The 21,470-nt window shown below is 74.2% G+C and carries 20 protein-coding genes; 7 read left to right on the top strand and 13 right to left on the bottom strand.

Translation table 11 applies throughout. The annotated features are described in order from the left end of the window. Window positions 1–109: 109 nt before the first annotated feature. Window positions 110–736 (top strand): hypothetical protein, encoded by a 627-nt coding sequence (locus tag AB0B58_RS02270; RefSeq protein ID WP_360216046.1) that lies wholly within the window; start codon window positions 110–112, stop codon window positions 734–736. 16 nt (window positions 737–752) lie between these two features. Here the strand turns inward: AB0B58_RS02270 and AB0B58_RS02265 are convergent, their stop codons facing one another. Both AB0B58_RS02265 and AB0B58_RS02260 read right to left on the bottom strand, forming a co-directional pair. Then, entirely contained in the window at window positions 753–1,601 is an 849-nt protein-coding gene (locus AB0B58_RS02265) for a Rieske (2Fe-2S) protein (RefSeq protein WP_360216043.1), read from the bottom strand. 50 nt (window positions 1,602–1,651) lie between these two features. After that, complete coding sequence (locus AB0B58_RS02260; RefSeq protein WP_360216245.1) at window positions 1,652–2,452, bottom strand: YhjD/YihY/BrkB family envelope integrity protein; 801 nt, start codon at window positions 2,450–2,452, stop codon at window positions 1,652–1,654. A gap of 126 nt (window positions 2,453–2,578) precedes the next feature. Between AB0B58_RS02260 and AB0B58_RS02255 the strand changes: the two genes are divergently transcribed. Then, entirely contained in the window at window positions 2,579–2,809 is a 231-nt protein-coding gene (locus tag AB0B58_RS02255; RefSeq protein WP_360216040.1) for a DUF2188 domain-containing protein, read from the top strand. A 31-nt stretch (window positions 2,810–2,840) separates the two neighbouring features. Here the strand turns inward: AB0B58_RS02255 and AB0B58_RS02250 are convergent, their stop codons facing one another. From AB0B58_RS02250 to AB0B58_RS02225, 6 genes are all read right to left on the bottom strand, one after another. Further along, entirely contained in the window at window positions 2,841–3,812 is a 972-nt protein-coding gene (locus AB0B58_RS02250; protein WP_360216037.1) for a diacylglycerol kinase family protein, read from the bottom strand. Between the two features lie 50 nt (window positions 3,813–3,862). Continuing rightward, on the bottom strand, window positions 3,863–5,902 hold the full coding sequence (locus AB0B58_RS02245) for a SpoIIE family protein phosphatase (RefSeq protein ID WP_360216034.1): 2,040 nt from the start codon (window positions 5,900–5,902) through the stop codon (window positions 3,863–3,865). 64 nt (window positions 5,903–5,966) lie between these two features. Further along, window positions 5,967–7,181 (bottom strand): PP2C family protein-serine/threonine phosphatase, encoded by a 1,215-nt coding sequence (locus tag AB0B58_RS02240; protein WP_360216030.1) that lies wholly within the window; start codon window positions 7,179–7,181, stop codon window positions 5,967–5,969. Window positions 7,182–7,211: 30 nt separating this feature from the next. Beyond that, window positions 7,212–7,688, bottom strand: coding sequence for a hypothetical protein (locus AB0B58_RS02235; protein WP_360216027.1), 477 nt, complete (start codon window positions 7,686–7,688; stop codon window positions 7,212–7,214). A 58-nt stretch (window positions 7,689–7,746) separates the two neighbouring features. After that, on the bottom strand, window positions 7,747–8,622 hold the full coding sequence (locus tag AB0B58_RS02230) for an SCO6745 family protein (RefSeq protein ID WP_360216024.1): 876 nt from the start codon (window positions 8,620–8,622) through the stop codon (window positions 7,747–7,749). Window positions 8,623–8,659: 37 nt separating this feature from the next. After that, window positions 8,660–9,412, bottom strand: coding sequence for a hypothetical protein (locus AB0B58_RS02225; RefSeq protein ID WP_360216021.1), 753 nt, complete (start codon window positions 9,410–9,412; stop codon window positions 8,660–8,662). A 141-nt stretch (window positions 9,413–9,553) separates the two neighbouring features. Between AB0B58_RS02225 and AB0B58_RS02220 the strand changes: the two genes are divergently transcribed. Beyond that, window positions 9,554–9,940: an endonuclease/exonuclease/phosphatase family protein gene (locus tag AB0B58_RS02220; protein WP_360216242.1), complete on the top strand. Its 387-nt coding sequence runs from the start codon at window positions 9,554–9,556 to the stop codon at window positions 9,938–9,940. 41 nt (window positions 9,941–9,981) lie between these two features. Here the strand turns inward: AB0B58_RS02220 and AB0B58_RS02215 are convergent, their stop codons facing one another. From AB0B58_RS02215 to AB0B58_RS02205, 3 genes are all read right to left on the bottom strand, one after another. Continuing rightward, window positions 9,982–10,356, bottom strand: coding sequence for a BlaI/MecI/CopY family transcriptional regulator (locus AB0B58_RS02215; protein WP_360216018.1), 375 nt, complete (start codon window positions 10,354–10,356; stop codon window positions 9,982–9,984). A gap of 63 nt (window positions 10,357–10,419) precedes the next feature. Then, entirely contained in the window at window positions 10,420–10,956 is a 537-nt protein-coding gene (locus tag AB0B58_RS02210; protein WP_360216015.1) for a PadR family transcriptional regulator, read from the bottom strand. Window positions 10,957–11,028: 72 nt separating this feature from the next. Then, a complete protein-coding gene (locus tag AB0B58_RS02205) occupies window positions 11,029–11,949 on the bottom strand; it encodes a M48 family metalloprotease (protein ID WP_360216012.1) in 921 nt (306 codons plus the stop codon). 143 nt (window positions 11,950–12,092) lie between these two features. Between AB0B58_RS02205 and AB0B58_RS02200 the strand changes: the two genes are divergently transcribed. The 4 genes from AB0B58_RS02200 to AB0B58_RS02185 all read left to right on the top strand — a co-directional run bounded on the left by AB0B58_RS02200 (window position 12,093) and on the right by AB0B58_RS02185 (window position 18,340). Then, complete coding sequence (locus tag AB0B58_RS02200) at window positions 12,093–14,645, top strand: AMP-binding protein (protein WP_360216009.1); 2,553 nt, start codon at window positions 12,093–12,095, stop codon at window positions 14,643–14,645. A 19-nt stretch (window positions 14,646–14,664) separates the two neighbouring features. Continuing rightward, window positions 14,665–15,666, top strand: coding sequence for an iron ABC transporter substrate-binding protein (locus AB0B58_RS02195; RefSeq protein WP_360216239.1), 1,002 nt, complete (start codon window positions 14,665–14,667; stop codon window positions 15,664–15,666). A 104-nt stretch (window positions 15,667–15,770) separates the two neighbouring features. Further along, window positions 15,771–17,273 carry an iron ABC transporter permease gene (locus AB0B58_RS02190; RefSeq protein WP_360216236.1) on the top strand — a complete coding sequence of 501 codons (1,503 nt, stop codon included), beginning with the start codon at window positions 15,771–15,773 and terminating at the stop codon, window positions 17,271–17,273. Continuing rightward, window positions 17,270–18,340, top strand: coding sequence for an ABC transporter ATP-binding protein (locus tag AB0B58_RS02185; RefSeq protein ID WP_360216006.1), 1,071 nt, complete (start codon window positions 17,270–17,272; stop codon window positions 18,338–18,340). The genes AB0B58_RS02190 and AB0B58_RS02185 overlap by 4 nt, the downstream gene beginning before the upstream one ends. Before the next feature lie 74 nt (window positions 18,341–18,414). On the opposite strand, the gene AB0B58_RS02180 is transcribed toward AB0B58_RS02185, so the two are convergent. Together AB0B58_RS02180 and yicI are read right to left on the bottom strand one after the other, a co-directional pair. After that, window positions 18,415–19,185 carry a dihydrodipicolinate synthase family protein gene (locus AB0B58_RS02180; RefSeq protein ID WP_360216003.1) on the bottom strand — a complete coding sequence of 257 codons (771 nt, stop codon included), beginning with the start codon at window positions 19,183–19,185 and terminating at the stop codon, window positions 18,415–18,417. A gap of 27 nt (window positions 19,186–19,212) precedes the next feature. Then, window positions 19,213–21,468 carry an alpha-xylosidase gene (gene yicI, locus AB0B58_RS02175; RefSeq protein WP_360216000.1) on the bottom strand — a complete coding sequence of 752 codons (2,256 nt, stop codon included), beginning with the start codon at window positions 21,466–21,468 and terminating at the stop codon, window positions 19,213–19,215. Window positions 21,469–21,470 lie beyond the last annotated feature (2 nt).

Genomic DNA, 21,470 nt, shown 5'->3' with positions numbered 1-21,470 from the left:
GGTCTCGACTTGGCGGTCAATGCGCGATACCGTCTTTCTAACACGTCATCGTTCCGATGACAAGTGGTCCGTCATCAGAACGATGACGTTTTGAGCGAGAGGGGCACCGATGCCCGAGAGCCGGGAACTCGCCGTGGCCGTCGCCGCGATCGCCGCCACCGCGCAGGCGGCCGGACGGCCGGGCGGCACACCGGTGACCGCGCCCGAGCTGCTCGACGCCCTGGTGCTGCTGCGCTGGGCACAGGCCGAACTCGCCGGCCTCGAGCCGGCCCTGATCGCCGCCGCCCGCGCCGCCGGGGTCTCCTGGCAGGCCCTGGCGCCCGCGCTCGGAGTGGCCAGCCGCCAGGCCGCCGAACGCCGCTACCTGCGCGGCGCCTCCGCCGCCACGGATCGCCCGGGCGACACCCGCGACGCCCGCGTGCAGGCCGAACGCGACCGCCGCGCCGCGCACCGCGCCGTCGCGCAGTGGGCCAACGACAACACCGCCGACCTGCGCCGGCTCGCCGGTCAGGTCTCCGCCCTGACCGACCTCGGCCAATCCGCCACGGGAGCCCTCGCGCGACTGCACCATGCCCTCGGCGACGCCGACGCGTCCGCCCTGCCCGCGCTGCTCGCAGCGGCGCACCACCATCTGCTGCACCACCCCGACCTGGCCGCACAGATCGACATCATCACCGCACACACCGAGCGGATCCGCCGGCCGCCACCGCGCACCGGCGACGGCGAGACCTCCTGAAGCACGGGCCGGCCGATCAGGGCCGGCAGAGTTCGACCATGCCGTCGCGCACCCGGGCGCGCAGCACCGGCTGGTCGCTGGCCGCCGGGCCGTGCACGACGGCGCCGTCGGCCAGCCGGAACACGCTGCCGTGCCACGGGCAGACCACGCACGCGTCGGCGCCCGAGCCGGTCACCTCGCCCTTGCCCAGCGGACCGGTCTCGTGTCCGCAGCGCTCGATCAGCGCCGACACCCGATCGCCGCGGCGGTAGACCAGCACCGACACGTCCGCGACGGTACGCACCGCCGGGCTGCCGTCGGGCAGGGACGCCAGCGAACCGACCGGCGTCCACTCCTGCGGGATCCGGGCGATCTCGGGCGCGGCCTGGTTGACGCCGGCGCTCAGCGCGTACGAGAGATGACCGCCCAGGTAGGCGCCCAGGCCGGCCACCGACAGGCCGGCGAAGCCGAGGGCCTTGCCGCGGGCGGTCCGCCCGCGCAGGCGGGCGAAGAGCGAGGCCGCGTAGAGGCCGGTCGCCACCGCGTTGGCGCCCGCGTGCACGAGACCGACCCGGCGCCGGTCCCGGGTCAGCTGGGACCAGTCGAGCAGGCCGGCGGCGACCGCCGGCGCGACCGCGGCGGTGCCGACCGCGATCAGCGTGGTGGCCGCGCGCCGCCGGCCGGGCAGCAGATCGAGGACGGCCGCCGACACGAAGGAGCCGACCGGAAGCTGCACGAGCACCGGGTGCAGGGAATGCCCGAGCCAGGTGCCGTGCAACAGGTCCCGCAGGAGCCGGGGCCTGGCCACTGCCTGTACCGCCGCCTGGAGCCGGTCGCTGACCGGATCGAGGGAGCGCGCCTCCTCCAGCCGGGTCATCATGCGCATCTGCCCCGCATTCCCGGGATCGGGGCGGCCAAACCCCGCCGGGCAGGCGATCACCGCTGACCGTGCTCACGCCGCGCGGCGTGAGCACTCCAGGTCGCCGCGTAGCCGGCCAGCAGGACCAGGTGCAGCAGGTAGAGCCACAGGCCGATCGCGACCATGCCGCCGATCTGGTCGAAACCACCGAACGGGACGCCCAGGTCGAGCGGCAGCGAGCAGAACAGCACGAAACCGTGCAGGAAGCCGGCCAGGTTCGCGGCCGTGAACGAGCCGATCAGCACGGTCACCAGCCAGTCCGGACGGCCGGGCGCGACGTACCGGTACACCCAGATCACGACCGGGGTGAGCAGCAGCCAGCAGGCGAGGAAGGAGACGACGACGGCCGTCACCGCGGACCACCCGCCGCGTACCCACAGGGCGGCCGTCGCGGGGAGCGCGAGGAACATCGCCAGTAGCAACGCCGGCGCCGCCGCGAGCAGCGGCAGCCAGAGCAGCCGGCCCTTCCAGCCCACCGCCGTGTCCTGGCCCTCCGGCTCGCGGAGCGAGACGAACGCCCGCCGCAGGCCCTCGCCGTAGAACGTGGCCGGCAGGAGGCTGGCCAGGGCGAGCAGCGGCGTCATCGCCAGGCCCGCCTCGATCAGCGCGGCGAGCGCGCGCGGCGCGCCGAGGTCGGAGGGCAGCGCCGCGACGGTGTGCCCGGTGAGCCGGCGCACCCGGTCGGCGCCCACGACCAGACCGGTCACCCAGATGGCCAGCAGCGCGATCGGCACCACCGCGATCCCGGCGTAGAACGTGACCGCGGCCGCGCGCAGCGCCACGTCACGCCCCCGCAGCGGTCGGAACGCCGCCTTCAACACCAGCACCGCCTCCTGGTACCCAGGATCCCGTTCGATACGAAGACGGTGGCCCGTCGGGTTTCGTCGTACCTCGATAGAGGCACTAGCCCGGAGACGAACCAGATACGACCCGAGGAGGGCCGCATGGCACAGGGTGACATCCACACCAACACGCAGGGCGACAAGTGGGTCAACAAGGCGGAGGGCAACGAGCGCGCCTCGAACAGCGCCGACACCAAACAGGAGGCCCAGGCCGAGGGCCGGGAGATGGCGAGCGACCGCGAGGTCGAACACGTCATCCACAACGAGGACGGCAGGATCGGCGAGCGCCACACCTACCCCCGCAGCCGCGACCCCCGCGAGTCGAAGGGCTGACCGGCCTCGGCCGCCGGGGCCGGGCCGGGATTCACCGGGTCTCCTCGGCGGCCGCGCGGACGTCCTGCGCCGCCCGGCGGGCGGCATCGACGTCGTACGCCAGGTCGGGGTCGCCGTCGGGCTGCGGCACGCACAGCAACAGCGCCCGGTGCCGGACCGACACCGACAGGCCGGTGCCGGGCTCGATGAGGTCGCCGTCGAGCTGGCGCGGTTGCGGGCGCCCGCCGCGGATCTCGACCCGCTCGGCCGTGTACGTCTCCATCGACGGCACCCGCGGCCGGCGCCGCAGGACGGCCCACGCGAGGGCGGCCCAGTGCAGCAACGAGCCCGGGCTGAGCACGGCGACGTCCAGCCGGCCGTCGGCCGGGTCGGCGTCGCCGAGCAGCCGGACGCCGCCCTGCAGCCGTCCCACGTTGCCGACGATCACGGTGCGCGGCCGGCGGCGCATCGGCTTGCCGCCGTCCAACGAGATGGTGACCCGCATCGGGCGGTCCCGCAGGTGTTTCGCGGCACCGGCGAGGTAGGCGAGCCAGCCGACCCGCTTCTTGGCGGCCTCGGAGGTGCCCTGCAGCATCTGGGCGTCGAAGCCCATCCCGGCCATCACCGCGAAGCACCGGTCGCCGACGACGCCGACGTCGATGCGGCGCCGGCCGCCCGCCAGCGCGACCTCGACGGCGGTGGCCAGGTCGCCGGTGAGGCCGAGGTTGGCGGCGAGCAGGTTGCCCGTGCCGGCGGGCAGCACCGCAAGCGCGACGTCGGTGCCGGCCAGCGCGGTGACGCACGCCATGACGGTGCCGTCGCCGCCGCACACGAAGACGAGCTCCGCGCCGTTCTCGGCCGCCTTGGCGGCCTGGCCCGCGCCGGAGTCCTCCACGGTGGTCTCGAACCACTCCGGCTCGGGCCAGCCGGCGCCGGCCAGACCCGCGCGGATGGTCCGGCGCAGCAGCTCGGGGTCGGGGACCTTGACGGGGTTGACGACTACGGCGGTTCGGGGGGCGGGCACGTCTGCCAGTGTGCGGCAGACGGATCACCACCGCGAATCGGGCGGCGGGTTCAACCCGGCGACCGCCCCGCCTGGCCGGGATCGTCGACGGTGACCACGAGGATGGCCACGTCGTCGCGGCGGGGGTTCGGGCCGACGCCGGTGCGCAGGATGTGTTCGACTAGCTCCTCCGGGTCGAGTCCCGGCGCGGCCTGGATCGCCAGGCAGAGCTCCGACAGGCCCCGGTCGACGGTGTACCGGCGGTCCTCGATCAGGCCGTCGGTGTACAGCACCAGGCCGCAGCCGGCGGGCAGCGCGACGGTGTGGTCGTGGTAGCTCGCGCGGCGGGTGCCGAGCGGGGGTCCGGGCCTCACCTCCAGCGGCGCGGCGTGGCCCCCGGTGCTCAGGATCGGCGGCGGGTGACCCGCGAGGACCACGGTTGCGGTGCCGTCACGCAGGTGGAGTTCGAGGTAGCAGCAGGTGGCCATGGCCAGCGGCTCGTAGCGCAGGAGGTGCTCGTTGGCGCGGCGGATGACGTCGGCGGGCGGGTAGCCGTCGGCGGCGTACGCGCGCAGGGCGCTGCGCAGCTGCCCCATCGTGGCGGCGGCCTGCGGGCTGTGGCCCGCGACGTCGCCAATCACCAGGGCGGCCCGGTCGGCGCTGATCTGGATGACGTCGTACCAGTCGCCGCCGACCTCGGAGCCCTGCGTCCAGGGCAGGTAGCGCACGGCATGCCGGGCGCCGGGCAGGGTGGGCAGGACCGCGGGCAGCAGGGCCCGCTGGAGGTCCGCCGCGATGGACAGCTGAGCCTCGTACAGCAGGGCACGTTGCAACGCCTGCGCGGCGGTGCGGCTGAACGCCACGAGGTTGGCGCGCTCGTCGTCGTCGAAGTCGCGCGGCTCCCGGTAGCCGATCACCAGCGTGCCGAGGATCTGCCCGGCCGAGCTCAGCGGGAGGAACGCCCACGCCGCCCGGCCGCCGCCGGAGACGGCGGACGCCGGATCGGGTTGCGCGGCCGCGAACTCCTCCGGCGAGCTCAGATACCGCGGCTCTCCGGTACGCGCGACGCCGGTGGCCGGGTACGGGTGGGACAGGGGCACCTCACGCAGCTGCCGCACGACATGGTCCTCGTAGCCGGCGTGGTAACTCAGCACCAGGCGGCCCTGTTCGGCGAGCAGGACCGCGACGCCCTGTCCCCCGGCCGTGGGACGCACGACCGCGCCCATGGCGAGGTAGACCTCCTCCGGCGTACCGGCGGCGGCCAGCGCCGCGGTGACCGTCTGCAACGCGTTGGTCCGGTCGGCCGCCACGCGCGCCCGGTCCACGCTCTGTTCGAGCTGGCGCCGCTGATCGACCTGTTCGGTGATGTCGCGGTACGAGACGGCGACGGCGTCGGCGTCGACCCGGGCGGCCTTGAGCTCCCACACCTGGGTCGTGCCCGGCACGGTGAGCTGCAGGTGCCAGGTGTCGCCGGTCTCGGCCACCGTGCGCAGGTGCGGGAACAGCTCGAGGTCCGAGGGGCTCGCCGGATGCTCGACGATGCCGCGCCCGAGGAGGTCCTCGACGATGCGCCCGGCGAGCTTGGCGCCGATCTGGTTGACCCACTCACGGGTGAAGTCCACTATCGCGCCGGTGTCGTCGCGGACGGCACGCAGCAGCGCGAAGCCGTCGAAGGCCGCGTCCAGCGCGTCGTAGAGGCGGGTACCGCCCTCGGTCTGTGAGCCGAGCGTCAGCTTGGTCAGGTCGACGAAGCGGGCCACGAAGCCGTCGCCGTACGGCACCACCCGGAACTCGAAGTGGCCCGAGACGCTCGCCCGGTCGTAGTACACGGTCCGCACCGCCGGTACCCGGTCGCGTACCACCCGCCGGTACAGCTCCAGCGAGCCGTCGGTGACGGTCTCCGGCCACAACTGGCGGTACGTCCTGCCGATCAGCTCGGCCGCCGGGCGCTCCAGGAAGCGGCTGCCGGCCTCGTTGAGGTAGTCCAGCGTGAAGTCCACGATGGCGCCGTCGCCGGCCCGCACCGCCGTCGCCAGCGCGCACCCGTGCGGGTCGGCCTCCAGCAGGGCACGCAGATCCGCAGGCACGGCGTCCGGCGTGCCCGCGCTCATCCGCACCCCCAGCGGAACATGCCAGCAGCCTAGTGGCCGATGCCCCACCCGCCACAGACGCGGCTCAGGGGTTCAGGGGGATCATGCGCCGGGCGGCGGCCGGTGACCATTCGGCCAGCAGCAACGTCGCGTCGTCGGCCGGGGGCCCGTGCTGATGCTCGATGACCGCGTGCGACAGCCGCCGCACGGTCTCCGGCGCGGGCAGCCCGGCGGCCGCGTGCTGCCCGGCCAGCTCGGCCAGCCGGTGCACCCCGAACTGTTCCCCGGTGGCGTCACGGGCCTCGGTGATCCCGTCGGTGAACAGCAGGACCTGGTCGCCGGGCTCCAGGCGGTGCTCGGCGGGTCGCCCGTGCGGGTCGGCGACGCCCAGCGGGGTACGCCGGCCGCCCTCGAGCTCGCCGACCACCCGCCCCGCGCGCAGCAGCAGCGGCGCCGGGTGCCCGGCGCTGAGCAGCCTCAGCACGCCGGTGTCCAGGTCGAGCTCGGCGAGCACCGCGGTGACGAAGCGGGCATCGGTGAACTGTTCGCCGAGGGCGGCGTCCGCCGTCCGCGCCTGGCCGACCAGATCCCGGCCGTCGCGGCGGGCGGCGCGCAGCGCGGCCAGCGCGACCGCGGTCGCCAGGCCCGCCCGCAGCCCTCTCCCGACGCCGTCGAGAATGCTGAGCCGGGCCAGGTCCGCGTCGACGGCGTAGTCGTAGCCGTCGCCGCCGACGTCGTAACACGGCTGCAGCATCGCGCTGACCGCGGCGCGGTCACAGGCGATCGTCAACGGCTGCAGCAGCAGCTCGGAGGCGACCGACATCGACCGGGTCCGGCGCGCCAGCGACAGGTGGTCCCCGCGCGGGACGGTCGTGATGATCAGATGACCGATCAGCCCGGCGAACAGCTCGCACCGCTGTTGCAGCACGGGGCTGCCCGGGTCCGGTCCGGCGGGCAGCAGGAAGTCGATCACGCCGATCCGGGTGGTGCCGTCGATCATCGGCACCCACCATCGCCGCCGGTCGTCGTCGCCGGCGGCGGCCAGGGACCGGATCTGCGCGAACGCCCGGCCGGCGACCGAGCCGTCCACCGGCACCGGCGCCGGCCGCGGCCGGCCCGCCGGTGTCAGGGCGTGCAGCGCGCGCTGCTCATGGTCGACGAGGTAGACGGTGGGAGTGATGCCCAGCTCCGTCATGCTGGCGTCGATCGTCTCGGCGATCTGATCGGCCTGCCACAGGTGCGCCCGCAGCAACACCGTGCTGAACACCCGCAGCCAGGTCGGCTCGTCGGTCACGTCCATCGACGGCCTTTCTCGCGCGAGCCATGAACGCTACCGGCCGCCCGGACGCGGGGACTCCACTCGCCTCGGGCCGTACCCGAAAGTGTGCCGGGACACGACCGCCGCGGTGCCGATGACCGCGAGGTCCTCGAGCAACGCGGCGGCGAGGGCCGGCATCGCGCGCCCGCCTGCCCAGGCCCGCCACCGCGCGCCGGCGAAGCTGCCGGCCAGCGCTCCGGACGCGGCGGTCAGGACGGGCACGACCGCCCCGGTGCCGCCGCGCCGGGCCAGCGCGGCGGCGCAGACGCCGGCCAGGACCAGGCGCACGGCCAGCGCCGGCGGCGCCGTCCGGCTGGGCACGCCGGGAAGCTTGTCGACCACGATCTCGGCGCCCGCCGCGAGCACGACCAGCCGGCGGGCCCGCGTACCGGCCGGGCCGGGTCCGGTGAGGGCCACGACGGCCGGGCCGGTCATGCTCCGGCCGCCGGTGACCGCGCCCAGCAGGAGGTACCGCAGCAGCCCGGACATGCCGATCGGGCTACCCGGCACCAGGCCGGGCAAACCCGAGGCCGGCCCCGGAATCCCGTCATCGCGCCGGCGAGGCCTCCGCGGGCGGCCGCAGCGGGATCGGGTTGTCCGCGGGCAGCACGGTCCAGACGCATGCGGCCAGGGGCGCGAGCAGCCGGGCACAGCGCCGGGTCTCGTCGTCCCCGAGCCGCTGCCAGGCCCCGGCCGCCAGCCGGTCGGTCACCGCCTCGACCTCGGCGTACGCGGTCCGCCCCGCCGCGGTGGCCGCGCCGTCGGCGGTGAGGTAGCCGCGGTCGGTCAGGCGCCGCGCCGCCGCCTGCCACTGCTCGTCGGTCCAGCCGCGGGCCGGCTGCATCGTCGCGCGCAGCGCGCCGCCCTCCAGCGCCGACCGCCAGACCACCGACTCGCAGCCGTCGACGCCCGCGGTCAGCAACGCCGCGACGTGACCGTCGCCGCGCTGCTCGCGCAGGATCGTCGCGGCGTGCCACAGCCGCCCGGGCGGGTCGTCCGGCCAGGGCAGGTCGGCGTTGGCGGCGGCCAGTATCCGGCCGGGCAGTTCCACCGCCCGGGCCGCGGCCGACAACGACTCGGCCGCCTCGGCCACCTGTGACTGCGGCACGTCGGCCAGCAGGCCCGCCAGCGCGGCCCGGGCCCCGTCCGCCCGCGCGGCCAGAACGGCGGCGGGGCTCGCGCGGCTCCACACGTCCGGCACCGCCCTGGCCACCATCGCGGGCGCGAACCCGAAGAACGCGGCGGTGACCGGCCCCGCACCGACCGCGCCGAGCGGCGCCGCCCGGGACGCGAAGTAGCCCCGCCAATATCCGCGCAGCCCGGCGGCCTCGAAGGTGGCCCGCGCCGCCGGATCGAAGTAGACGGCGGCGTGCAGGGGCTCGAACAACGACCACAGTCGCCGCGACACCGAATCGGAGGTCATACCTGCACCCAACCACGCCGGGCCGCCCTCGTACCCGCTACGCCGGCTGGGCGAGGAGAAACTCGAGGCGGCGGTCCGGGTCGATCCGCACGCATCCGCCGGATGCGCCGACCGCGTGCAGCCCGGCGAGGTCGCCCGCGCCCCAGTCGGCGGACCCGGTCGTCAGGCGCGGGTACATGATCTCGCCGGCGTCGTCGATCAGCGGATGGGCCAGGCCGACGGCGTGCCCGAGCTCGTGCAGCAGGAGCCCGCCGGTGGTTCCGCCGGGCGCCGCGCCGAAGCCCCGCGCCATGGTGGCGGTTCTCGTGGCATCGAGCAGGACCATGCCCCTGTCGATGACGAGGGCGTCTGCGCCGGATTCGGTGTGGCCCGGGAAGTACGTGGCGCCGCCGATGCCGGCGATGTCGGCGTCCGCGCGCAACGACGGTGTGTCGTCGCCCGGTACGACCCAGGCGACGATGAGGTGCGTGCCGCTCGGATAGTCGATTGGGCTGCGGCCGGGTACGACGCCGGTGGTGCCCGCGTAGCGCAGCGTCAGGCCGGTGGCGCGGGCGATCCGGGCGACGGCGAGCTTGACCTCGATGAGCGAGCCCTCAGGGGCGTCGGCCGGGTTCACCCGATAGTTGATCACCTCGCAGGGGTTCCAGCGGGCGATGAGGTCGTGACCGCTGCGCCGGCTGAGGAACGCGTACGCGTCGGCGTCGCCGACCGGGTACGCGCCGGCCGGCTGCGCGGCCAGGAGCAGGCCGACGGCGGCGGCCGTCAGGCGACGCAGGACACGCGCGAGCACGACGCTCCGATCTCCGGGACGAGCGGACCCGGCGGGCCTCGCTGCTTGCACCCGGCGATGATGCCGGTGCTCGGGGCACCGCGCCATCGGCCCCGAGGTGCGGGCCGGGTCGCCGTCGGCGGGACTTGAGGGAAAAACAGGCTGACATCCTGTGAAGGCCAGGCCACCCGGGTCGCCGAGATCTACACGGCGGCCTGCGAGCGGTCGGCGCACGTGATCGTCGCCGGTGACCTGAACGACAGCGCGGACAGCGCGCCGATTCGGCTGCTCACCGCGGCCGGGCTGCGCGACTCGATGAGCCACGACGCGTACGACGGGCCGCCCGGCACGTACAAGTCGGGCAGGTCGGCGAACCAGAAGCTGGACTATCTGATGCTCTCGCCCGGCCTGTGGCAGCACGTCCGGGCGGTCGGCGTCGAACGGCGCGGTATCTGGGCGCCCCGCTCGATCGAGCCGTTCCCGAGTGTCACGTCGCACACCACCCAGGCATCAGACCACGGAGCGCTCTACGCCGATCTGAGCATCTGAAATTCGACCGCCGTTCGCCGGGTCGCCGACCGCACGTGGCGTTACGTGTCGTCGCTGAGCAGCCGGCGCAGGAGCTCCTCGTCGCCCGGTTTCAGCGCGGCCACGAACCGGCGCAGCACCGTGGCCCGGTCGGTGCCGGTGCCGAGCGCGGCATTCATCCGCTGGGCGGCCACGGAGGCCTCATCGGTGAGCGGCGCGTACCGGAACGCGCGCCCGTCCCGGTGGCGGGCCGCCATCCCCTTGTCGTGCATGCGGGTCAGGATCGTCACCACCGTGCTGTACGACAACGGCGATGACAGCCGGGCGAGGACGTCGCGCGGGGTGAGCGGCTCGGCCGCGGCGACGAGGACTCGCAGCACCTCGGATTCGAGTGCGCCGGCCGGTCGGCGCGGGAAGGTCTCCTCTTCGGACGGCACCCCGGCAGCATAGCCGCGCGTCGACGGTCCCGGTGGACGTGGCGCGCGGTACCGGGCGCGCGGTCACGGCGGCGCGTCGCGGTCCCGGGTGACCCCGCGCAGGTGGTAGAGCCAGCTGCCGAGCGAGCTCAGGGCGGCGACCTCGAACGACGCGCGGGCGCCCTTGACCGATCCGGCCGCGTCGACGGCGCCGGGACGGTCCTCGATCGCGGACCGCTGACGGTCGACGACCCTGCGGCAGGCGCCGATCGCACCGTCGAATGTGGCCCGGTCGGCGTAGGCGACGGCCAGCATGGCCCGCGCATAGACCTCCGACCGGTCGACGTCCGGCGGCGGGTCGAGCAGCCAGGCCCGCTGGCGCTGCTGTCCGGCGGGAGTCAGTGCGACGACGCGCCGCGCCGCGCTCCGGGACCCCGGACTCCAGGCGACCGTCCGCACGAAGCCGCCGCGCTCCAGCCGGGTCAGCGTGGCGACGATCCGGATCACGTCCGGCACCGCCCTGTCGCCGAAGATGTCGGTGTAGCCCTGCTGCAGATCGAGGACGCTGCGCGGTTCGCGGCTGAGGAGCACCAGCAGGATGTCGCCCATTGCAGCCGTCATCAGCGCAGACACCCCTACCCGTCGGCCATGACCTTCTACAAGCCGTAAAAGTTAGCATGGCCCGGGCCCGGGTCAGGGCCGCGAGAGTCGCGCCGCGTGCAGCAGTTCCAGCAGGTCGTAGGCGGCCTCACCGGTCCAGACGAGCGACGAGAGTGCAAGCGTGGCCGGCAGCAGCCGCATCCATGCCGGGATCCGGCGCGCCCGGGGTCGCAGCAGTGCCGCGACCCGGCGGGGCACCACACCCGGCCGTACCGCGATGTGCAGCCCGTCCGCCACGGGGCGCCCGCCGCCCCTGGCGACGGCGGCGACGCCGATCGCGTGCGCCACGACCCGGCGGCTGCCGACAGCCGCCGCCGCATGCTCGTCGGCAGCGCGTTCCACCAGGTAGTCGACCTGACCGGCGACCCACCACAGCGCCGGATGCACGGCACCGGCCAGCTGCGCCAGCTCGACCAGGCGGTGATGCCGCCCGGTCAGGTGCGCGCGCTCGTGGGCCAGCATCGCGGCGTACCGCTCGTCGTCGAGCAGGTCCCGCATGCCTGAGGTGACGACGATGCGGCCCGGCGAGCCGGGGATGCTGTAGGCGTCCACCGCCGGGTCGGCCACCACCACGACCTGCTGCCCGGCCGGCGGCCGGGCGAGGGCGGCGACGAAACGAAGTGCCCGCCTGCGGGCCAGCCGATGCCGGGAGACCGCGGCGAGCGCGAGGACCAGCCAGCCGAGCGAGAGCCACGACACCCACGGCACCTGCGCGGTGTCCCGGGCCACCACGTCGTGCGACCACCCGAGGAGCCCGGCGATCGCCGGGAGTTCCGCGACGGCCTTGACCGCGAACAGCGCGAGGTTCACCAGGGCCGCCACCGCGGCGCCGGCCGCGGACCACGCCAGCGTCACGGCCGCGGGGCCGGGTGCCAGCCGGTCCGAGAGCAGGAGCGCCAACAGCACGATCAGCGGCGGGACGACCACCACCGACCACGCGAAATGATCGAACATGGCTCTCCCGTCCCGACGTGGCGTGCCGCGCTCCCGCGGCCCGAACTACCCCTGGACAGTTAGGTTAGCCGACCCTAATCTATGATTCCATGTCGTCTACACCGTGTAGAAGAACTGCTGGATAGACCTACGAAGGCGGGAACGTGGCCGAGGTGTCCCGGCTGGCACTGCCGCTCGGCGCGGACCTCGCGGCCTTCGGCGACCGGACGGCCCTGATCACCGCGGACGAACATGTCTCGTACGCGGAGCTCGCCGCCCGGATCGACGTGGCCGCCCGTTCCTTCGGCGATAGGCGCAGGCTGATCCTGATCGCCGGGGGCAACGCGGTCGACGCGGTCGCAAAGTACCTCGGCGCGCTCGCGGCCGGCCACGCGGTGCTGCTGGTGCCCGACGACGACGCGGTGATCGAGTCGCTGACGGCGACCTACGACCCGGACGTGGTGTGCCGCCCCGCCGGCGCGCGCTGGGCGATCACCGAACGCCGGAGCGGCTCGGCACACGTGCTGCACCCGGACCTGGCTCTGCTGCTCAGCACGTCCGGCTCGACCGGCTCGCCCAAGCTGGTCCGGCTCTCCTACGAGAACCTGCGGGCCAACGCCGAGTCGATCGCCGCCTACCTCGGCATCCGGCACACCGACCGGGCCGCCACGACGCTGCCGCTGCACTACTGCTACGGCCTGTCGGTGCTGCACAGCCACCTGGTGCGGGGCGCCGGCATCATCCTCACCGGCCTGTCGGTGGCGGACGCCGATTTCTGGGCGCTGTTCCGCCGGGCGCGCGGCACCTGCCTGGCCGGGGTGCCCTACACGTTCACGCTGCTGGACCGGGTCGGATTCGACGCCATGGACCTTCCCGACCTGCGCTATGTCACGCAGGCCGGCGGTCGGATGCCGGCCGATCAGGTACGCCGCTACGCCGAGCTCGGCCGCCGGAGAGGCTGGGACCTGTTCGTCATGTACGGGCAGACCGAGGCGACGGCGCGGATGGCGTACCTGCCGCCCGACCGGGCGTCGAGCAGCCCGGGGGCGATCGGTGTGCCGATACCCGGCGGAACGCTTCGGCTGGCTCCGTCCGGCGACTCGGCCGAGGCGCCCGTCGGAGAGCTGGTCTACTCCGGCCCCAACGTCATGCTCGGGTACGCCGGCGGGCCGGCCGACCTGGCACTGGGGCGCACCGTGCACGAGCTGTTCACCGGGGACCTCGCCCGCCGTACCGATGATGGCCTGTTCGAGATCGTCGGCCGGCGCAGCCGCTACGCGAAGGTGTTCGGGCTCCGGATCGACCTGGAGCGGCTGGAGGCGGGGCTGGAGGCGGACGGCGTGCGGGCGTGCTGCGTGACCGCCGACGACGAGCTGGTGGTCGCCGTGGAGGACGCGGCCCGGGCGGACAACGCCCGGCGGCTGATCGCGTCGCGCTGCGGCCTGCCCGCTCGGGCGGTGCGGGTGCTGGTCCTGGCCGAGCTGCCGCGGCTGCCGTCCGGCAAGGCCGACATCCAGGCGGTCGCCGCGCTCGCCGCGGCCCGCTCGCCCGCCGAGCGCCCCGACGAGACCGACCTGCTTGCGCTCTACGCGGAGATTCTCGACCGGCCGGACGCCACCGAGGACAGCACGTTCGTCGGACTCGGCGGCGACTCCCTGTCCTACGTGGAGATGTCGGTGCGCCTCGAGCAGATCCTCGGATCGCTGCCGGCCGGCTGGCACACCACGCCGATCCGGCAGCTGCGGGCCGGCCAGGCGCGAGCCGCGCCACGACGCCGGTGGCGCAGCCTCGACACGGGGGTCGCGCTGCGCGCGGTGGCGATCGTCCTCATCGTCGGCACCCACGCCGGACTGTTCACCGTCCGCGGCGGCGCCCACCTGCTCCTCGCGGTGGCCGGCGCCGGCTTCGCGCGGTTCCACCTCAGCGACAACCCCCGGCGGCACCGGGTGCGGCACCTGGCCGCGTCGGTGGCCCGCATCGCCGTACCGTCGTCGCTCTTCCTCGCCGTCGTCGCCGCGCTCGACGACCGGTACAGCTGGCAGAACGTGTTCCTGCTCAACGAGGCGATCGGGCCACGGATGGGGCCACAGCGGCACTACTGGTTCGTCGAGACCCTGGTGTACACCCTGCTGGCGCTGCTCGCCGTCGCCGCGCTCCCCGCGTTCGACCGCTGGGAGCGCCGGCTGCCCTTCGCGCTGCCGGTGGCGGTGCTCGCGGCCGGGCTCGCCGTGCGGTACGGCCTGGTCCCGCTCACCCCCTGGGACAACTTCGCCACCCCGGCGCTGCTCTTCTGGTTCTTCGCCCTCGGCTGGGCGGCCGGTAAGGCCGGCTCGGCGTGGCAGCGGCTCCTGCTGACCGCCGTCGGCACGATGTCGGTTGCCGGCTACTTCGGCAATCCCCTGCGCGAGGCGGTCATCGTCGCCGGCCTCGTGCTGCTCATCTGGCTGCCGAACGTGCCGAGCCTGGCCGCGGTGAACCGGATCGCGGGAGTGCTCGCCGGCAACTCGCTCTACGTCTACCTGACGCACTGGCAGGTCTACCCGCTGCTGAAGCCGTACTCCCCGCTGCTCGCCCTGCTCGCCGCCCTCGCGGCCGGGGTGTTGTTCGGCGCCGCCGTCGAGCGGACGACGCGGTGGACGACCCGGCGCGGGCGCGGCTCGAACCCGACCTCGCATCCCACCCACGAAGGAGAATCACGTGCGTCAGTTTCGAGCTAGATCCGTGGTCGCGGTTGCGCTGTGCGCCGCGGTGCTGACCGGCGCCGCCGCCTGCGGAGGGGACGCGAGCGAGCCCAACAACCAGAAGATCCTGCTCTACAGCGGCCGAAACGAGGCCCTGGTAAAGCCGCTGTTCGAGAAGTTCACCGAGAAGACCGGCATCGAGCTGGAGGTCCGGTACGGCACGACCGCCCAGATGGCGGCGCAGCTCGCCGAGGAGGGCGACCGCACGCCGGCCGAGGTGTTCCTGTCACAGGACGCCGGCGGGCTCGGCGCGGTCAACAAGAAGGGGGTGCTGGCCACCCTGCCGGCGGAGGTCCTCTCGAAGGTCCCCGAGGCCTACCGTGCGAAGGACGGCAACTGGGTCGGTGTCACCGCGCGATCCCGGGTCCTGGTCTACAACCCCGGCCTGGTCAAGGCCGAGGAGCTGCCCCGGTCGGTCTTCGACCTGACCGCACCGCGCTGGAAGGGAAAGGTGGCGATCGCACCCACCAACGGCTCCTTCCAGGCCTTCGTCACCGGGGTACGGGTGCAGCACGGCGAGGAGAAGGCGAAGGAGTACTTCGCCGCCCTCAAGGCGAACGACGTCCAGATCCGCGAGAACAACATCGCCATCGTGGAGGAGGTCGACGCGGGCAAGGTGCCGGTCGGCCTGGTCAACCACTACTACCTCGGCGAGATCGCCCGGGAACGCGGCACGTCGCCCGACAAGCTCAACGCGAGGCTGCACTTCTTCGCCGCCGGTGACAGCGGCGCCATGGTCAACGTCTCCGGCATCGGCGTGCTTCGCCGCTCGGCCGACGATCCGGACGTGCGCAGGCTCCTCGACTACCTCCTGGGCTCCGAGGCGCAGACCTGGTTCGCCGCGAACACCTACGAATACCCGCTGGTCGGCGGCGCGCCGGCGCCCGCGTACGTGCCGCCGCTGGCCGACCTGAAGGTGCCGCCGATCGACCTCAACGACCTCGAGACGCTGGAGGCCAGCATCGAGCTCATCAAGTCCACGGGACTGACGCCCTGACCACCTCGCCCGTCCCGCTCCGGCCGGCGCGCGCGGAGGTGTCCGCCGCGCCGGCGTGGCGCCGGTCGGTCCGCCGGTGGGCGCCGCACCCGGTCCTGCTGGTCATGGCCGGGCTCGCCGTGCTCATCGCGCTGCTGCCGCTCGGCTATCTGCTGCTGCGTGCCGGCGAGGCCGGGGCCGACCGGATCGCGGCGGAACTGCTCACCGCCCGGGTGGGCCGGCTCGCCGCGCGGAGCCTGGCGCTGGCCGCCGTGGTCACGGTCGCCTGCTCCGTTCTCGGGGTGGCGACGGCGTTCCTGGTCACCCGCACCGACCTGCCGGCGCGCCGGGTGTTCGCGGTGCTGGCCGCCCTGCCGCTGGCGGTGCCCACCTACATCGCCGCGTTCGCGTGGATGTCCTCGGTGGACGGTTTCGCCGGGTTCTGGGCCTCCGCCCTCGTCCTGATCCTCTGCTGCTACCCGTACACGTTCCTGCCGGTCGCCGCCACGCTGCAGCGGGCCGACCCGGCGCAGGAGGACGTCGCCCGCTCGCTCGGTCACGATCCCTGGCGTACGTTCCGCTCGGTCACGCTGCCCCAGCTGCGCCCGGCGATCGCCGGCGGCGCGCTGCTGGTCGCGCTGTACGTGCTGTCCGACTTCGGCGCCGTGGCGCTGCTGCGCACGGACACCTTCACCCGCGCCGTCTTCACCGCCTTCGAGCTGGGCTTCGACCGCACCGGGGCGCTCGTACTCTCCACCGTCCTGGTCGTGCTCACCACCGTGCTGCTGGCCGGGGAGTCCCTGACCCGCCGCCGGGGTGCCCGGTATGCCGCGGTCGGCTCGGGAGCCCGCCGTCCGCCGGTACCGGCCCGGCTCGGGCGGTGGCGCCGCCCGGCCGCGCTGCTGCTGGCCGGGGTCTCGGCCCTGGCGCTCGGCGTGCCCGCGCTGAACCTGACCCGCCGGCTGATCGCCGGTGTCTCGCGGCCGGGATCGGCGGGCGAGATCGCGGAGGCGGCCGCCAACTCGTTGACCGTGTCCGCGGCCGGCGCGGCGCTCACCATGCTGCTGGCGCTGCCGATCGGCCTGCTCGCGGCGCGGGCGCCCGGCCCGCCCGCGCGCGGGATCGAGCGCCTCAGTTACCTCACCCACGCGTTGCCGGGTGTCGTGATCGGCCTGTCGCTGGTGTTCTTCGGCGTGCATGTGGCCTACCCGCTGTACCAGACGCGGTGGCTGCTCACGCTGGCGTACGCGGCGTTGTTCCTGCCGCTGGCCGTCGCCGCGGTCAGCGCGGCCACGGCACACGCCCCGCCGGTGCTCGACGACGTGGCCCGCAGCCTCGGCCGCTCGCCGCTGTCGGCCTTCGCCACGGTCACCGTGCCGCTGATCACCCCCGGCATCGCCGCCGGCGCCGCGCTGGTCTTCCTCACCTGCATGAAGGAACTCCCGGCGACGCTGCTGCTACGCCCGACCGGCATGGACACGCTGGCCACCGAGCTGTGGACGCACACCTCGGTCGCGGCGTACGCGGCCGCCGCACCGTACGCCGCCCTGCTCGTGGCCCTGTCCGCGATCCCCGCCTGGTTCCTCGCCGCCCGCAGCGGCGCGCTCGGCCACGAAGGAGACCGATGACCGCCCTCACCGTCACCGCCGCGGGAAAGTGCTACGGCGCCGTGACCGCACTGGCCGACGTCCGCCTGAGCGTGCCGGCCGGCACGCTCGCCGCCGTGCTCGGACCGTCCGGCTGCGGCAAGACCACCCTGCTGCGGTGCATCGCGGGCCTGGAACGCCTGGACGCCGGGGAGATCCGGGTGGCCGGATCGGTGGTAGCCGGGCCCCGGCTGCACGTGCCCGCCCACCGTCGCCGGGTCGCCCTCGTGCCGCAGGAGGGTGCCCTGTTCCCGCACCTGCCGGTGTCCGGGAACGTCGGATACGGGCTCGATCGCACCGCCCGGCGCTCCGGCCGAGTCGACGAGGTGCTCGCCCTCGTCGGGCTCGACGGCTACCAGCACCGCATGCCGCATCAGCTCTCCGGCGGCCAGCAGCAGCGCGTAGCGCTCGCCCGCGCCCTGGCGCCACGTCCCCGGCTGATCCTGCTCGACGAGCCGTTCAGCGCCCTCGACGCCGGGCTGCGCGCCGAACTGCGCCAGGACGTACGGGCCGCCCTGCGCGCCGACGGCGCCACCGCCGTCCTCGTCACGCACGACCAGGCGGAGGCGCTGTCGCTGGCCGACCAGGTGGCGGTCATGCGCGACGGGGCGGTCGTGCACGACGGCTCGCCCGCCGACGTGTACACCGTGCCCGCCGACCCGTGGGTGGCGAACTTCGTCGGCGACGCCATGCTGCTGCCCGGCCTGGTCCGCGCCGGGCGGGCACACACCGCGCTCGGCGAGGCTCCGGTGCATCGCGGCGGTGCCGACAACGGCGACCGGGCGGTGACCGTCCTGCTGCGGCCGGAGCAGGTGCGCCTCGCCCCGCCGGAGACACCACCGTCGGGCCAGATCACCGGGCGGGTGCTCCGGCACGACTTCCACGGTCACGACTCGCTCACTGTCGTACGCCTGGACGACGGCACCGAGCTGCGATCCCGCCGGCTCAACGACGGATCGACGATCACACCGGGAACCGCCGTCCGGGTGAGCATCCACGGCACCGTCCGCGTCTGGCACGCCGAGGAGAGACAGGCCGGCGGCGCCTGAGCCGGCAGGCCGGTGAGGCCGCGCACCACCCGTAAGGCATCCTAGGAACCTGGACTACTCCCGATCGTGCCGGGTCAGCCGCCGAGCCGGCGCACGGGTGAGGTGCCGTAGCGAGCGGCCAACGCCTGCTTGAGCCCGCCGGGCAGGGCCTTGCTCTCCCGCTCGGCGCGCAGCACCGCGTGCTGCGCCGCGGCGTCGCGGTCCCACGCGGCCAGGCATTCCTCCGGTACGAGGTTCGCCGCCGCCACGATCGCACCCGCGGCGCCGAGCCAGCTCGCGTACCCGAGCAGCGCCGACGCTCCGGTGTAGACGGCGAGCGGGCCGCCGAGGCCGAGCTCGTGCCCGAGCCGGGCCGGATCGGCGCTGGAGTCCTTGATCCCGGCGACGCCCAGCCCGCTCAGCGCGTCGACCGGCACCGGTCCGCCCGCGACCGGCGGATAGTGGTACGCGAGCACCGGTACCCCGGCGGCGGCCTCGCTCACCCGGCCGTAGTACCCGGTCAGCGACCCGCCGAGCCGCGGCGGCGCGACGAGCACGGCGTCGGCGCCGGCCCGCACCGCGGCGGCGGCGCGGTCCGCGGCCGGCCGCCACCACTCCCCCGAGGCGCCGGCGATGACCGGCACCGCGGGGCACGCCTGCCGTACCGCCGCGACCAGTTCGACCCGCTCGGCGTCGGTGAGCGCGGCGGCCTCGCCGGTGCTGCCGTTGACGACGACCCCGCGGATCCCGGCCGCCACCAGGCGCGCCGCGTGGTCCGCCGTCCGTTTCGCCTCGACCGCGCCGTCGTGGTCGAAGAGGTTGACAAGTGCGACGGCGGGTCCGGTCCAGAGCGGCTGAGTCACCATGACCTCCAGGGTCCCCCAAAGCCGGCGTCAGTCCAGGCTCAGCTCACACCTGCTTTCGCCGGCTTCCAGCGCCACGACGGTGTCGCCGGCGCGCACCCGCCACGGGGCGTGGCCGCCCGAGCGGACCACCCGGACCGTCGCACCCGCGCGGGTCACCTCGAAGGTCGTCGGCGCGGTGCCGGCGGGACCCGGCACGGTCGTGGTGCGGGTGCCGTCGGCGAGTTCGAACAGCCGCAGCGTGATGCCGTCGCGGTAGTCGTAGTCCGGCCGGTCCTCGCGGGCGCCGACCGCCAGGACCGAGTCCGGCCGCACCAGCAGCGGCACGCTGGCGAAGCCGTGCGTCTCGCGCACCCAGCCGGGCCCCTCGACCACCTCGCCGGTCAGGTAGCGGGTCCAGCGGCCCGCCGGCACGTAGTAGGTCGTGTCGCCCTCCGCGCTGAACACCGGCGCGACGAGCAGGCTGTCGCCGAGCAGGTACTGCCGGTCGAGGTGGGTCGCGGCGGGGTCGTCGGCGAAGTCGAAGACCATCGGCCGCATCACCGGCAGGCCCTCGCGGTGCGCGCGGCCGGCGGCGTCGAACAGGTACGGCATCAGCGTGTGCTTGAGCCTGGTGAACTTGCGCAGCACGTCGACGGCCTCCTCGTCGAAGAGCCACGGCACCCGGTAGGTCTGGTTTCCGTGCAGCCGGCTGTGCGAGGAGAGCAGCCCGAACGGGATCCACCGCTTGAACACGGCCGGGTCGGGCAGCCCCTCGAAGCCGCCGATGTCGTGGCTCCAGAACCCGAAGCCGGACGCCGCCAGGGACAGCCCGCCGCGCAGGCTCTCCGCCATCGACTCGTACGTCGAGGAGTTGTCGCCGCCCCAGTGCACCGGGAACTGCTGGCCGCCGACGGTCGCCGAGCGGGCGTAGACGACGGCCTCGCCCTCGCCGCGGTGCTCGCGCAGCACGTCGAAGACCACCCGGTTGTACAGCTGGGTGTAGTAGTTGTGCATGCGTTCCGGGTCGGAGCCGTCGTGCCAGACGACGTCGAGGGGGATGCGCTCGCCGAAGTCGGACTTGAAGGCGTCGACGCCCATCTCGAGCAGCGCGCGCAGCTTGCCCGCGTACCACTCTCGGGCGTCCGGGTCGGTGAAGTCGACAAGCGCCATGCCGGCCTGCCAGCGGTCCCACTGCCAGACGTCGCCGTCGGCGCGGCGTACCAGGTAGCCGGCCGCCATGCCCTCGGCGAACAGCGCCGAGCGCTGTGCGATGTACGGGTTGATCCAGACGCAGGTGCGCAGCCCCCGGTCGGAGAGGCGCTTGAGCATGCCCGGCGGGTCCGGGAAGATCCGCGCGTCCCACTCGAAGTCGCACCAGCTGAACTCGCGCATCCAGAACGTGTCGAAGTGGAAGACGCTCAGCGGCAGGTCCCGCTCGGCCATGCCGTCGACGAAGCCGGTCACCGTCTCCTCGTCGTACGAGGTGGTGAACGACGTGGACAGCCACAGGCCGAAGGACCAGGCCGGCGGCAGGGCGGGCCGGCCGGTCAGCGCGGTGTACCTGCGCAGGATCTCCGCCGGGGAAGGCCCGTAGATCACCAGGTAGGACAGCGTCTGCCCGCCGACGCTGAACTGGGTGCGGGAGACCAGCTCGGAGCCGACCTCGAAGGACACCCGGCCGGGGTGGTCGACGAGCACGCCGTAGCCGCGGTTGGTGAGATAGAACGGCACGTTCTTGTACGCCTGCTCGCTGCTGGTGCCGCCGTCGGAGTTCCAGATGTCGATCGACTGGCCGTTCTTGACCAGCGGGCCGAAGCGCTCGCCGAGCCCGTACACCGCCTCGCCGACGCCCAGGTCGAGCTGCTCGTGCACGTACTGCCCGCCGTCGGCGTCCTCGACGATGCCCATGCCCTTCCCGCCGCTGCCGGTCAGGCGCCGGCCGCCGGCGACGAAGTCGAGCCGCCACTGCTCGCCGCCCGCGAACCGCGCGGTCAGCGCGCCCGAGGTCAGGCTCGTGTCGTCGACCCGCGGTACGTAGTCCGGCTCGGCGGCGATCTCGAAGTCGGGCCGGCGCGGCACCCGGCCCGCGAAGTGGCTGATCGTGACCCGCACGACGTCGGGCGCCGGCGCGGTGCAGGTGACCGTGATGATCGGGGCGTCGAGGGTGTCCCCGCGCCCACGCACCCGCTTGGCCGTCGCGTACGCGGTCAGGGAGTCCGCCCGCGCCGTGGTGTCCTGCAGCTGCACCGGGTGCAGGACGGTCACGCCGTCGCGCTTGCTCCAATAGCCGTCGGTGAACTTCATGA

Source organism: Actinoplanes sp. NPDC049118, from assembly GCF_040648555.1.
Lineage (GTDB): Bacteria > Actinomycetota > Actinomycetes > Mycobacteriales > Micromonosporaceae > Actinoplanes.
This window is presented reverse-complemented; position numbering and strand designations above follow the sequence as displayed.

Excerpts from the sequence above, each read along its gene's own strand:
- AB0B58_RS02270 (WP_360216046.1), top strand. The coding sequence starts at position 110 with ATGCCCGAGAGCCGGGAACTCGCCGTGGCCGTCGCCGCGATCGCCGCC.
- AB0B58_RS02265 (WP_360216043.1), bottom strand. The coding sequence starts at position 1,601 with ATGCGCATGATGACCCGGCTGGAGGAGGCGCGCTCCCTCGATCCGGTC.
- AB0B58_RS02255 (WP_360216040.1), top strand. The coding sequence starts at position 2,579 with ATGGCACAGGGTGACATCCACACCAACACGCAGGGCGACAAGTGGGTC.
- AB0B58_RS02245 (WP_360216034.1), bottom strand. The coding sequence starts at position 5,902 with ATGAGCGCGGGCACGCCGGACGCCGTGCCTGCGGATCTGCGTGCCCTG.
- AB0B58_RS02240 (WP_360216030.1), bottom strand. The coding sequence starts at position 7,181 with ATGGACGTGACCGACGAGCCGACCTGGCTGCGGGTGTTCAGCACGGTG.
- AB0B58_RS02235 (WP_360216027.1), bottom strand. The coding sequence starts at position 7,688 with ATGTCCGGGCTGCTGCGGTACCTCCTGCTGGGCGCGGTCACCGGCGGC.
- AB0B58_RS02230 (WP_360216024.1), bottom strand. The coding sequence starts at position 8,622 with ATGACCTCCGATTCGGTGTCGCGGCGACTGTGGTCGTTGTTCGAGCCC.
- AB0B58_RS02210 (WP_360216015.1), bottom strand. The coding sequence starts at position 10,956 with ATGACGGCTGCAATGGGCGACATCCTGCTGGTGCTCCTCAGCCGCGAA.
- AB0B58_RS02205 (WP_360216012.1), bottom strand. The coding sequence starts at position 11,949 with ATGTTCGATCATTTCGCGTGGTCGGTGGTGGTCGTCCCGCCGCTGATC.
- AB0B58_RS02190 (WP_360216236.1), top strand. The coding sequence starts at position 15,771 with ATGGCCGGGCTCGCCGTGCTCATCGCGCTGCTGCCGCTCGGCTATCTG.
- AB0B58_RS02185 (WP_360216006.1), top strand. The coding sequence starts at position 17,270 with ATGACCGCCCTCACCGTCACCGCCGCGGGAAAGTGCTACGGCGCCGTG.
- AB0B58_RS02180 (WP_360216003.1), bottom strand. The coding sequence starts at position 19,185 with ATGGTGACTCAGCCGCTCTGGACCGGACCCGCCGTCGCACTTGTCAAC.
- yicI (WP_360216000.1), bottom strand. The coding sequence starts at position 21,468 with ATGAAGTTCACCGACGGCTATTGGAGCAAGCGCGACGGCGTGACCGTC.